At 38.6% G+C, this 12,456-nt stretch carries 15 protein-coding genes and 4 tRNA genes; 18 read left to right on the plus strand and 1 reads right to left on the minus strand.

What is annotated here, in order from left to right:
• Positions 1–41: 41 nt before the first annotated feature.
• The 15 genes from HCJ30_RS03345 (at position 42) to HCJ30_RS03415 (ending at position 8,966) form a co-directional block, all read left to right on the plus strand.
• Positions 42–114 (plus strand) — tRNA-Asn (locus HCJ30_RS03345).
• 3 nt (positions 115–117) lie between these two features.
• Positions 118–205: transfer RNA gene (locus HCJ30_RS03350), tRNA-Ser, on the plus strand.
• Positions 206–357: 152 nt separating this feature from the next.
• Positions 358–798: a riboflavin biosynthesis intermediates N-glycosidase gene (gene ybiA, locus HCJ30_RS03355; protein ID WP_185390970.1), complete on the plus strand. Its 441-nt coding sequence runs from the start codon at positions 358–360 to the stop codon at positions 796–798.
• 15 nt (positions 799–813) lie between these two features.
• Positions 814–1,296 carry an SMI1/KNR4 family protein gene (locus HCJ30_RS03360; RefSeq protein ID WP_185390971.1) on the plus strand — a complete coding sequence of 161 codons (483 nt, stop codon included), beginning with the start codon at positions 814–816 and terminating at the stop codon, positions 1,294–1,296.
• Positions 1,297–1,327: 31 nt separating this feature from the next.
• A complete protein-coding gene (ybiA, locus tag HCJ30_RS03365) occupies positions 1,328–1,876 on the plus strand; it encodes a riboflavin biosynthesis intermediates N-glycosidase (RefSeq protein WP_070215910.1) in 549 nt (182 codons plus the stop codon).
• Positions 1,877–1,967: 91 nt separating this feature from the next.
• Entirely contained in the window at positions 1,968–2,357 is a 390-nt protein-coding gene (locus HCJ30_RS03370) for an iron chaperone (RefSeq protein ID WP_185390972.1), read from the plus strand.
• A gap of 145 nt (positions 2,358–2,502) precedes the next feature.
• Positions 2,503–3,789: a PTS cellobiose transporter subunit IIC gene (gene celB, locus HCJ30_RS03375; RefSeq protein WP_185390973.1), complete on the plus strand. Its 1,287-nt coding sequence runs from the start codon at positions 2,503–2,505 to the stop codon at positions 3,787–3,789.
• Positions 3,790–3,869: 80 nt separating this feature from the next.
• A complete protein-coding gene (locus HCJ30_RS03380; protein WP_185390974.1) occupies positions 3,870–4,583 on the plus strand; it encodes a GntR family transcriptional regulator in 714 nt (237 codons plus the stop codon).
• Between the two features lie 197 nt (positions 4,584–4,780).
• Positions 4,781–4,852 (plus strand) — tRNA-Glu (locus HCJ30_RS03385).
• A gap of 26 nt (positions 4,853–4,878) precedes the next feature.
• A tRNA-Asp gene (locus HCJ30_RS03390) sits at positions 4,879–4,951 on the plus strand.
• 127 nt (positions 4,952–5,078) lie between these two features.
• A complete protein-coding gene (locus HCJ30_RS03395; RefSeq protein ID WP_085400251.1) occupies positions 5,079–5,459 on the plus strand; it encodes an OsmC family protein in 381 nt (126 codons plus the stop codon).
• 117 nt (positions 5,460–5,576) lie between these two features.
• Positions 5,577–6,251 carry a YdeI/OmpD-associated family protein gene (locus HCJ30_RS03400; RefSeq protein WP_185390975.1) on the plus strand — a complete coding sequence of 225 codons (675 nt, stop codon included), beginning with the start codon at positions 5,577–5,579 and terminating at the stop codon, positions 6,249–6,251.
• A gap of 130 nt (positions 6,252–6,381) precedes the next feature.
• Entirely contained in the window at positions 6,382–6,879 is a 498-nt protein-coding gene (locus HCJ30_RS03405; RefSeq protein ID WP_185390976.1) for a tyrosine phosphatase family protein, read from the plus strand.
• Positions 6,880–6,913: 34 nt separating this feature from the next.
• Complete coding sequence (gorA, locus tag HCJ30_RS03410) at positions 6,914–8,263, plus strand: glutathione-disulfide reductase (protein ID WP_185390977.1); 1,350 nt, start codon at positions 6,914–6,916, stop codon at positions 8,261–8,263.
• Between the two features lie 28 nt (positions 8,264–8,291).
• Positions 8,292–8,966, plus strand: coding sequence for a histidine phosphatase family protein (locus HCJ30_RS03415; protein WP_185390978.1), 675 nt, complete (start codon positions 8,292–8,294; stop codon positions 8,964–8,966).
• Between the two features lie 42 nt (positions 8,967–9,008).
• Here HCJ30_RS03415 and HCJ30_RS03420 read toward each other — a convergent pair whose 3' ends face one another.
• Positions 9,009–10,145 carry an AI-2E family transporter gene (locus HCJ30_RS03420; protein WP_185390979.1) on the minus strand — a complete coding sequence of 379 codons (1,137 nt, stop codon included), beginning with the start codon at positions 10,143–10,145 and terminating at the stop codon, positions 9,009–9,011.
• 140 nt (positions 10,146–10,285) lie between these two features.
• Between HCJ30_RS03420 and HCJ30_RS03425 the strand changes: the two genes are divergently transcribed.
• The 3 genes from HCJ30_RS03425 (at position 10,286) to HCJ30_RS03435 (ending at position 12,371) form a co-directional block, all read left to right on the plus strand.
• Positions 10,286–10,678 (plus strand): GntR family transcriptional regulator, encoded by a 393-nt coding sequence (locus tag HCJ30_RS03425; RefSeq protein ID WP_185390980.1) that lies wholly within the window; start codon positions 10,286–10,288, stop codon positions 10,676–10,678.
• Positions 10,679–10,680: 2 nt separating this feature from the next.
• Positions 10,681–11,784: a DUF1648 domain-containing protein gene (locus tag HCJ30_RS03430; RefSeq protein WP_185390981.1), complete on the plus strand. Its 1,104-nt coding sequence runs from the start codon at positions 10,681–10,683 to the stop codon at positions 11,782–11,784.
• Positions 11,785–11,867: 83 nt separating this feature from the next.
• Positions 11,868–12,371 (plus strand): GyrI-like domain-containing protein, encoded by a 504-nt coding sequence (locus HCJ30_RS03435; protein ID WP_185390982.1) that lies wholly within the window; start codon positions 11,868–11,870, stop codon positions 12,369–12,371.
• The last annotated feature ends 85 nt before the right edge of the window (positions 12,372–12,456 follow it).

Raw genomic sequence — 12,456 nt, forward strand, 5'->3', positions numbered from 1 at the left:
TTTTCGCCGGATTCTGCGTATACTAGTGGAAGTCAGATAATTCCACAGTAGCTCAGTTGGTAGAGCAATCGGCTGTTAACCGATCGGTCGCAGGTTCGAGTCCTGCCTGTGGAGTTTGGGGAAGTACTCAAGTGGCTGAAGAGGTGCCCCTGCTAAGGGTATAGGTCGCTCGCGCGGCGCGAGGGTTCAAATCCCTCCTTCTCCGTAATAACTTGTAAAGACATTGTTTAGGAAACTAAGCAGTGTCTTTTTTTTGTGCAAAATAGCGATGGATTTGTGCCTATATCTATGCTAAAGTTATTTTGAAAGATAAGCTCAAGTTGCAAAAAACGTAACGTAAATACTCGGAGGTGCAAAATGAAGGTTATCCATTTTTATAGTGAAAATGCCGACTATGGCTGTTTTTCTAATTTCTCTTTACATCCAGTTGTCATCGATGGCGTGACATACCTAACCACAGAACACTATTTCCAAGCGCAAAAATTTATCGATAAAAAGATTATTAAAAAAGTAATTAATGCAAAGAAACCAATAGATGCAGCAAAATTGGGTAGAAATAGAGACTTCCCACTGCGCAAAGGCTGGGAAAGTATGAAAGACGAAGTGATGTTAAAAGCAATCAGAGCAAAAGTAGAGCAACATTCGGAAGTGAAAGAAATGCTTTTATCCACAGAGAATGCTATTTTAGTGGAACATACGGAAAATGATCATTATTGGGGCGACGGCGGAGATGGCTCTGGAAAAAATCGTCTAGGCAAGATTTTGATGAAAGTCAGAGACGAATGGAACTCTAAATAGTGGGAGATAGCTTAAATGGAACCAATAAATCATTTTTTTGAATGGGCTAAAAATAATAATTGGCAAGTAGATTTGTCTGCTGTAGAGAAAAACTTGCCAGAGCAGATTTTAAAGAGATATGGAAATTTGCCAGATGCATATAAGGCCTTTTATAGACAACTTCACCTCTGTAGCAATGCGGGGGACACTTGTTGGTTTTTATCGGAAGAAGATTTTTTAGAGAATGAGGATGACGCCTTTTCGTGGAATTCTTTTGAACAAATGAGTTTAGAAGCAGCAGAAGGCGATAAAAATTTAGAAAATAAAGTAAGACTATTTTGGAATGCGCATTTACCAATTATGATGAGTGTTGGCGGTTGTTATGAATATTATGCTATCCATTTAACTAACGGAAATATTGTTCATGGCTCGGAACCAGAGTTTGAAGAAAGTTCGATTGTAGCAGAGTCGTTCGCGGATTTTATACTGAAAATCGAAATTGGCAAAATAATATTATAATAAAAAAATTTAAAAGTTGGAGATGATAGGTATGGATTATACATTAGAAAAAATACAGCATAAATACCGAAAAGGTGAAAAATTAAAATACATTTTCTTTTGGGGACATCAGCCTGCTGAAGATGGGAAGATAAGTAAAAGTTGTTTTAGTCAGTGGTGGATTTGTAGTTTTAAAGTGGACGGAGTGGAATATAATTGTGCTGAGCAATTTATGATGGCAGAGAAAGCAAAGCTATTTAATGATATGGAAATGAGAGAGAAAATTTTAGCGGCTAAGCATCCGAAACAAGCGAAAGATTTCGGTAGATTAATAAGTGGTTTTCAAGAAGATATTTGGCTTAAGAATCGGTTTAATATAGTTATGCGTGCGAATCAGGCAAAATTTTCTCAAAATGAAGAGTTGAAAAAGTTTTTAATGCAAACGAAAAACCGGATTTTGGTTGAAGCAAGCCCAGTAGATAAAATTTGGGGTATTGGAATGGCTGCGGATAATAAGAACGTGGAAAATCCGTTATATTGGAAAGGTCTGAATTTACTCGGTTTTGCTTTGATGGCAGTGAGAGATGAACTTGAGAACTAATGCGTACTAGTAAACTTGTTGTTCTCGCAAAAATAGTTTTTTTATAAGAGAATTGCTATAATAAGAAAAACATTTCAGAAAGGAATGGACCATGGATAATAAACTGGAATTTACAACGATTGATGAATATATTACCCAAGCACCACCAGAAACAAAAGAAGTGTTGCAAAAAATAAGAGAAACGATTCAAGCTGCTGCACCGGAAGCAACGGAAAAGATAAGTTATCAAATGCCGACTTTTTATTTGGAAGGGAACCTGGTGCACTTTGCTGTTGCGAAAAATCACTACGGGTTTTATCCGGCTTCTAGTGGCATTGCGGCGTTTGAATCTAAGCTCGGAAATTACAAGCATTCTAAAGGTGCTGTACAGTTTCCAATCAAAGAAGAAGTTCCTTACGAGTTAATTAAAGAAATGACGCTTTTCCGACTAGCAGAAAATAAACAAAAAGCAGCAGAAAAGCTAGCAAAGAAGAAAAAATAAGAAGGAGACTTTCATTGTGATGATGAAAGTCTTTTTTTGTTTGGTCTTTTATTTTAAAAAGACTAGACATTTAATATTAAATGAGTATAATAATAAATAGAAAACGTTTTCTTTTTAGAAAAATATCATGTTTGGGGGAAGTAAAGTGAATAAGTTTATGGAGTTACTTGGGGAAAAGTTAATGCCTCTTGCTGCAAAACTAGGAGAGAATAGGTACTTAACCACTTTAAGAGATGCATTCATGTTGGCATTTCCGCTAACAATGTTTGGTTCGATTGCGGTGGTTTTAATGAATCTACCGTTTTGGAGTGATGAAACGAAGGCAGTTTTACAGTTGTATCTTGGAAATGCCCAAAGCGCCACGATGAGTATTATGACTGTCTTTGTTGTTTTTGGAATTGGATATTCACTATCTAAATATTATAAAGTTGAAGCAATTTATGGAGGGGCAGTTGCCCTTGCTAGCTTCTTGATTTTAACGCCATTTTTCTTTAATAGTCCTGATGGAGAGCTTATTACCGGAGCGCTTTCGTTAGATCGACTTGGGGCAAAAGGAATGTTTATCGGAATGATTACTGGTTTTATTGCTGCAGAATTATATCGATTTTTTGTTCAACGGGATTGGACAATCAAAATGCCTGCAGGAGTTCCACCTGCTGTAGCTAAATCATTTGCAGCACTTATTCCTGCTATCTTAACATTAAGTATTTTTTTAGCAATTAATGTTATGGTACAATTCTTCTTCCATACAAACTTACATGATGTTGTTTATACTGTTATTCAAAAGCCTTTAGTGGGGCTTGGTTCAGGAATTGTTCCAACACTAATCGCTTTATTTTTTGTCCAAGTATTATGGTTTTTCGGCCTGCATGGTCAAATCATTGTCAACTCGGTAATGGACCCGATTTGGAATACGTTAATGCTTGAAAATTTAGATGCTTATAAAGCTGGACTCCCATTGCCGCATATTATTACGAAACCATTTATGGAAGTCTTTACTGTTGGTATGGGCGGATCTGGAATGACACTCGCAGTAGTAATCGCGCTCGCTTTTCTAATGAAGAGTAAACAAAGCAAAGAAATCGGTCGTTTAGCGCTTGGTCCTGGTATTTTTAACGTTAATGAACCGGTACTATTTGGGATGCCAATTGTGCTAAATGCGACGATTTTAATTCCGTGGATATTGGCACCACTCATTGTAACGACGCTTAATTACTTTGTGATGGCTGCCGGAATTGTACCAGCACCAACTGGAGTTTCGGTGCCGTGGACAGTGCCAATTATCATAAATGGAATCTTGGCAACTAACTCATGGCTAGGCGGGGCGCTTCAAGTAGTCGATTTCTTCATCGTCCTCATTATCTGGTATCCGTTCTTAAAACTCGTGGATCGCACGAATATTGCCCGAGAATCGGAAGCGGCTGTTAAATAAGTTATCTTTTCCTTTTCGATATGCTATAATTTGATTGGAAATGGCTAGACATTTTTAATTCAAGCAAAGGAGCGATCGAATTGGTTAAGTATGAACTGATTGCAGCAGATATCCGTGAAAAAATAAACAACGGTACTTATCCACCAGAATCCATTCTTCCTGATCAAGTGAGCTTATGCAAAACCTATGATTGTAGCAGAATGACCATAAAAAAAGCTTTTGATGTATTGGCGCTTGAAGGACTTGTTTATAGGCAACGTGGTGCGGGAACCTTTGTCATGAAAAATGCCTTAGCTAATAAGCAAGATGCGAGTTTGCGGGATTATGACGGTTTAACAAAAATGATGGGAGATAATCGAATCTCGAGTAAAATTATTGCATTTGATATCGCATTCCCAGATGAAAAAACACAAGAACAACTATTAATAAAAGCAGATCAACCAGTGTATAAATTGATTCGGCTACGCTTGTTAGACGGTGAGCCATACGTGCTGGAGCATACAACAATGCCAGCAGATTTAGTTCCCGGTCTAACAAAAGAGATTTTACATCATTCGATTTATGCTTATTTACAAGAGTCACTAGGGCTTGTGCTAAGCGGTGCATTTCGGAAAATTAATGCCGATAAGCCATCTGAATATGACCAAGAATATTTAGCATGCGGGGAACACGACCCAGTGCTTGAAGTAGAGCAAGTGGTGTACTTAAAAGATGGCAGACCAGTCGAGTATTCTCGCTCAAGACATCGCTATGATACGAGAAGTTTTATTATGGTTGACCACCGGGAAAAATGAAATAAAGTCAGCATGCCCAAAAAGCATCGCTGACTTTGTTTTATCCTAGTAAAAATGCATAAAAAGTGTTCGATAAAAATTTTGTAAATAAAATTAGAAAAAGCCGTTGACAGTCACTCAGATTATGTTATAATAAAAAAGCTGGTGTAAGAGAAATGAATTCAATTGAATATATATTCATTTTTCGTTTTTTATCTGGCCCGTTGGTCAAGCGGTTAAGACACCGCCCTTTCACGGCGGTAACACGGGTTCGAATCCCGTACGGGTCACTTTTTTATACATTTTCTATACATCTGGTTCCGTGGTGTAGGGGTTAACATGCCTGCCTGTCACGCAGGAGATCGCGGGTTCAAATCCCGTCGGGACCGCTCAAAAAGAATTCAAGTTAAACTTGGATTCTTTTTTTCGTACGGGAAATTAGACATGCCTTTTTATTTGAGTTATAATCTTATTATTCATATAAGAATTGTAAGAATTAAATTGGAGGAATGAATCATGGATTTAGTGAAAAATGGGAAAGTACTAGAACTTGTACATCCAAATGGAAACTGGACATTAATTAAAGAAGAAGGTTTTTCTCCAGTTCAAATAACTGTGGCTGCTGTTGCGGCTTGTAGCGGATATGTGTATCAAACATTACTTGAGAAAAAACGAATTGAGATAAATGATTTAAGTATTCACACCGATTATGAGCAAGATCAAGAAAGTGCTGTGCATGTTTTAACGAAAATTAATGTTACTTTTACGGTGGATTTAGTAGATAAAAGTAACCAAGCGAAAGCCGAAAAAGCGGTGCATTTAGTGAAAGATGCCTGCCCAGTTGCGAAAAGTTTAGACCCATCGATTGAAATTAATGAGATTGTTGTTTTTAAATAAAATGATGAGTAGACCGAGCCTTGTTGTTCGGTCTATTTTTTTGCCTTTAGTTTGGCTTGATTACTTAGAGGGAAGGCTATATACTGGAACCAAACAATACAAACGAGGTGCTGGGACATGGAAGAAAGAACTATTGTAGAAAAATTACAACTGACTAAATACAAAGAAGCGGTCATCCTAAATCAACCAGATGGAGCGGATTATTTTCACCGTTTAGCGAGTTACGAGGAAAAAATGGCTGATAAACAATACGATTTAATTTTCGATTTTGTTGAGACGCTAGAAGAATTGATTGCTTTCGTGCAAAAAGTTATTGCTGAAAATAAACTTGCTGTGGATGGTTATTTATTTTTCGCCTACCCCAAAAAAGGCAATAAAAAGTTCGATACATACGTGCACCGCGATGAACTCATGCCAGCGCTTAAAACTGATGAAGAAGGTTACGTCGATGGTAGCACCCTCAAATTCACGCGAATGGTTGCACTTGATGAAACGTACACGGTTGTTGGCCTAAAAGAAGCAACGAAGCTAAAAGCAAAGGGTGTCAAAAAGAATAATCCTTCCGCAGATGAATACGCCGACCACGTTCCCCTAGTCGCAGAATTTTTAGCAGACAAAGGCGATTTACAAGCTTTTTACAATAATTTAGCAACAGGCTACCAGCGAGTTTGGGCGCGCTATATTTACTCTGCCAAACAACCAGCCACACAAGAAAAAAGACGCGTAGAAATGGTCGATATTTTGAGCCAAGGTTATAAAACAAAAGATCTTTACCGACAAGGGAAAAAGTAACCAGATAATTTTATTTGGTTATTTTTGCGTTTGAAACTGCTTCTTTATGTAAAAGTCTTTAGGCATGATAGAATAGAAGGGGAATAAGACGAAGGAAAATCTTGTTGCACTGGAAAAGGGGACATGCAGGATGGCGAATTATATTAACAAAGAAAGGCGCCAAATTGATTTTGATCCATTTGATTTACGGATAATTGCCGTACCAGAAGTAGTAGCGGTGCAGTTTAAGCCGCACTCAGAGCATACTTTACTTATTCGTATTGCGGATGTCGGCGCAACCTATCAGCCACTCAAACACGAATCACTTTTTGAAGCTATTTTGCCCGTTCATTTTAATGATATTAACGAAGAAGATGACTACTGGGGATTAAGTGACAAAGAGCAAGCAGAGATGAAACTATTTAATGAGGTGCATCGCGATTTGATTTATGATTTTGTGGATAAGCACCCAGATTTTACGCAGATTGTTGTCCATTGTCACGCTGGAGTCAGCCGAAGTAGCGCGGTTGCTATGGGAATTGCGGAACATCTAGGGGACACGGACACGTATAATAAACTTCAAGTGATAAAACGTTATTTACCAAATCCGCGGGTTCTCGCGATTATGCGGGGCGAAGCGTATTTATAAAACGAAAACGAAGAAATGTTAGGAGAGATTTTGTATGGAGAAGCATTATGATTATATTGCGATTGGTGGCGGTAGTGGCGGGATTGCTTCGATTAACCGCGCAGCCATGCACGGAGCAAAATGCGCATTAATTGAGCCAAAATTTTTAGGTGGAACTTGTGTGAATGTTGGTTGTGTTCCTAAAAAAGTCATGTGGTACGGCGCGCAAATCAAAGAAGCAATGGATTTATACGCAGATGCCTATGGTTACCAAGTGGACGCAAGTTTTGACTTCCAAAAATTAGTCGAAAACCGAGAAGCATACATTGAACGCATTCGCGGTTCCTACAAAAATGGGCTTGATAATAATCACGTAGACTGGATAAAAGGTTATGCCGAATTTGTTGATGAGAAAACATTGCGCGTAAACGGCGAATTAGTGACAGCAGATCATATTTTAATTGCAACTGGCGGCGAACCAGCGCTTCCTTCCATTCCGGGCGCAGAATTCGGTATCACATCAGATGGCTTTTTTGCATTAAAAGAACTTCCTAAAAAAGTGGCGGTTGTTGGCGCGGGCTACATCGCAGTTGAGCTTGCTGGCGTACTACAACAACTTGGCTCAGAAACACATCTTTTCGTACGTAAACATGCACCGCTCCGAAATTTTGATCCACTTTTAACCGATACATTAACCGAAATTATCGAGCAATCGGATATGACGTTGCATAAACACGCCGTTCCGCAAAAAGTCGAAAAAAACTCAGATGGTAGTTTAACATTAAGCTTAGAAGATGGCCGCACAGAAACGGTTGATACACTTATTTGGGCGATTGGACGTAAACCAGTCATCAAAGGCCTACAAATCGAAAAAGCGGGCGTAGAACTCTTAGAAAGCGGACATATCGCTGTAGACAAATTCCAAAACACCAATGTGGATGGGATATATGCAGTTGGTGATGTAACGGGTCACTATGAATTAACTCCGGTCGCAATCGCTGCTGGCCGTCGCTTATCAGAACGCCTTTTCAATAACAAAAAAGATGCTCATTTAAACTATGAAAACATTCCAACCGTTGTATTTAGCCATCCAGCTATCGGAACGGTCGGATTAACAGAACCGGAAGCAATCGAAAAATATGGCAAAGAAAATATCAAAGTATACACTTCTAGCTTTACCTCGATGTATACAGCCATCACAGACCACCGCGAACCTTGTCGGATGAAGCTAATCTGTGAAGGGAAGACAGAGCACGTCATCGGTTTGCATGGGATTGGTTACGGCGTGGATGAAATGATTCAAGGATTCGCCGTTGCGATTAATATGGGCGCGACAAAAGCCGATTTCGACAATACAGTCGCTATCCACCCAACAGGATCCGAAGAATTTGTTACAATGAAATAGAAAACAACGATGGAGGAGGAAGTACGCAATGGGAAAAAAATTATCACTTTATTTTGTAAGACATGGTCAAACTTACTTAAACAAAAATTTACGTATGCAAGGTTGGGCTGATACGCCGCTCACACCAGAAGGCATTGAAGTAGTCAAAGAAAGTGGTCGCGGACTGGCGGAAACGGAATTCGTAGCAGCCTACTCAAGCGACTTACACCGTACAATCGCAACAGCGGGGCACTTACTTAAAGAAAATAAACACGCATTTGGTTTAACGCTAGAACCACTAAGCGAATTTCGGGAAACTTTCTTCGGTTCCTACGAAGGCGAAAAAGGCGATGTTGCATGGAACGAAATTGCACATCATATGGGATATGCGAACCAAGAAGAACTATTCCAAAAAGCCGATGTGCGCGAAACAATGAATGGTACGAAAGCTGCTGATCCAACTGGAGATGCGGAAGATTTCATGACATTTTGGACGCGCGTAGAACAAGGTTTCTTACACGTTATCAATCGTCATAGAGAAACTGGTGGAAACGTCCTTATCGTCGCTCACGGAAATACCATTCGTAACATTGTCCACGAACTAGAACCATCCATGGACGAAGCGGTTATCCTCGACAACGCGAGTGTTACCGTATTAGCTTACGAAAACGGCTTATTCAAATTAGAACGTTTAAATGATACTTCTCATTTTAAAAAAGCATAGAAAAAACGAGCTTTAGGAACTAGTTTCCCAAAGCTCGTTTTTTTATTCTTTCGGTATATCCGGGTCAGGAAGATTATTATCAATCGCCAGCTGACCTCGCCGCAATTTAATTAAACGATTAACGTTAACGATAATTGTTTTCACAACTGCATAAAGTGGAACACCTAGAATCATTCCGAAAATTCCTGCTAAGTTTCCAGCAACAATTAAGATAATGATAATAGTTAGTGGGTGAATCGATAATGATTTACCCATAATATATGGAGAAAGTAAGTTAGAGTCGATTTGTTGAACAATCGTTACAACAACAATAACTAGTAATGCTTGGACAGGAGAAGTGAATAGCGCCACGATAACCGCGGGAGCTGCTCCAAGGAAAGGTCCGAGGTAAGGGATAATATTCGTCGCACCAGCAATGAACCCGAAAAGAAGGGCATACGGTTGACCAATAATTAAATAGCCAATGAAAGTAAATAAACCAACAAACATACAATCAATTGCTTGTGAACTGATGTAAGTAGAAATTGTTTTATTCATTTCTTTAATAATTTGTTTTGCTTCAGAACGAATACCAGCTGGGAAAAATTTACCAGAGGATTCCACAAATTTATGACCATCTTTAAACATATAAAAGACGATAAAAGGTACGGTTACAAGGATCATGACAAAGCCAGAGACAAACGAGATAATCGCTCCAAAACTAGAAGCAACACCATCCACGACAACGGACATAATTTTTGGTAACGAGATATTTAGTTTGGAAAGCTCTTCTTTTATGTCCACCCCTTGGAACGCTGGGTTGCTAGAGAAGCTTTGTAACCATTTCTCGAAATCTTGCCAATAGCCCGGAATAGCTTTGGCTAATTCTGTAACTTGATCTGCAAGTGTTGGTCCAAGTTGCATCACCGCTAATACGATCAGCACGATAAAGGCGATGAAAATTAAAATAACACTTAAAAGCCGAGGTACTTTTCTTTTTTCCAAAAATAACACGAGCGGATTAAATAAATAGAATAAAAATCCTGCTACTAAAATCGGCATAAACAGTGTCGAAACGATAATGCCTACTGGTGAAAATATGTACTTCATTTGCAATAATACGAACAAAATCGCTACAACAGCTAATATTTCGATCGTCCAAAAAAATAATTTACTATCTCGAAAACGTGAAAACTTCAAATTTTTCCCTTCTTTCTAAAACATTATTGATAATTTTTATAGTACCATTAACTGCTTTAAATAGCCACTGAATTAGTAGTATTGACGTGGAAGTATATGTGTTATACAATATATATAACAGTTAGAAAAGAGGTGTTTCTATGCTACTCGCGATTGATCTGCAATCAGACGAGCCAATTTATACACAAATATGTAATCAAATCATTGAAGGTATGGCAAAACGGGAACTTTTACCAGGGGATAAATTACCTTCTGTTCGAAGTCTCGGCGCAGATATCGGCATTAATTTTCATACAGTAAATAAAGCGTATCAGATTTTAAAGCAAGAAGGATTGATTCAAATCCACCGTCAAAAAGGTGTCGTTATTCATCCGGACGGGATAGCAAAGGCGGACGAACACTATTTTATGAAATTACAAACGAAATTAAGACCCCTCATCGCTGAATCCGTCGTACGCGGCGTGACCGAAGAGAAGTGGCTCGAAGTAAGCAAGGCAATTTTTGACGAAATGCATGGACGGAGAGTGGAGTAGAGATGGAAATCATCATTTATATTTTTGTTAGTATTGCAATCATTTCACTGCAAGCAATCACCCCTTTTGTAATAAGGAAATCAGAATGTTTTGGCGTCAATGTTGGTGAACGTGCGAATCGAAATGCAGAATTGACGCGTCTAAAAAAACAATACGTTGGTCAAGTCGTTCTATGGACAGTGTTCGTGGCAATTATTGGTATCGCGCTTATTCAAGGCTTTCATTCTAGTGAAAACATCCAAGCGGGCATCTTTATCGTCTCGATGTTTGGTCAATTAATCGTATCTTTTATCATTTATTATCGCTTCCACCAAACAACTTTGCAGTGGAAAAAAGAGAAAATTGAGGCGGGAGAAATTTCGACAAACGCTATTATTATGGTAGATACGAGTTTTCATCGTAGAAAAATGGTTATCTCCTATACCTGGTTTGTTGTTCCGTTATTAATATTTATTATTACCCTGGCGATTACAGCTGTTTTTTATCCTGTAGCACCAGCAGCTTTTCCGATTCATTTTGATATGAACGGCGCGGTGACGGATACGGTTACCAAATCACCACGAGTGGCATTACTTTTACCAATGATGCAGCTCGGAATGATTGCTTTATTTATCTTTATCAATTTCGTCATTGCCAGAAGTAAACAAACCGTGGAAAACGAAAACCCGACAGATTCGTTAAAAAGGAATATGTTATTTAGACAGATTTCTAGTAAAGCAATGTTAATCATGTGCACGATTATGGTGATTGACTTTCTAGTAATGCAAGTCGTCATGTTACTATCACTTCCAGCTGAATGGATGATTACTGCGACGATTATTACGGTCGTTTTAATTCTGTTTGGTACTGTGTTACTTGCTGTTAAAGTAGGGCAGGGCGGTAGTAGACTAAAATTTGCGGATCAACCTGATGGTGTAAATAAACCAATTCGCGACGATGATGCGTTTTGGAAAGCGGGGGTCATTTATTTTAACCGAAACGACCCAGCTTTGTTTGTAGAAAAACGTTTTGGGATTGGTTGGACGATTAATACAGCTCGTCCGGTTGCTTGGTTATCTTTTGTCATTATTATTGCGGTCATTATTTTAATTAGTGTCTTGTTTTAATTTGTTCTGAGTGGGGTATTTACCATATGTTATGCAGACGAACAGTTCTGGCGTGGTATGCTTTGTTAAAGGAGTAGATAATCATGGCGATTAGATTGAAGCGGCTAGAGGAATGGGAAGGATTCACTGGTATTGCGCTCGTCCGAGAAGGTCTTAAAACAGAAGCACTCCATACAGAAATTAGAAAAACCTTCCAAGAAATGCTCCAACTTGCGCAAGACGTGGATGATTTTTCCAAGCAAGAAACATTTTATGGGATTTCTGTTCATAATATAGAAGATGGGATAACGCATTATTCGGTTATTCCGGTAGAACAAAAGTATCCAAATTTAAAAGAACCGCTCGAATGGATTGAAGTGCCAGCGCATACTTATTTTGTTGCTGAGCATATCCCTGACACAGACATAATCGAAAGCTATGAAGAAATTGCCAGAGCGATTCAAGAAAAAAACTACAAACCATACATTACAGCGAATAATCCTGTATTTGACCCATTACCATTTAAATTGGAACTATATACGAAAAATGAGGACGCGAAGGCAAATATCGAAATTAGAATTCCTGTCGTGAAAGAACTTCATATGTAAAATGCGAGCCTGGGACTTTTGTTCTGGGCTTTTTTATACTAGCAAGCTGTTTTTGAGTGTGCTATAATAAGTACGCTATTTTGTG

Origin of the sequence: Listeria cossartiae subsp. cossartiae, assembly GCF_014224155.1 — a bacterium.
GTDB lineage: Bacteria > Bacillota > Bacilli > Lactobacillales > Listeriaceae > Listeria > Listeria cossartiae.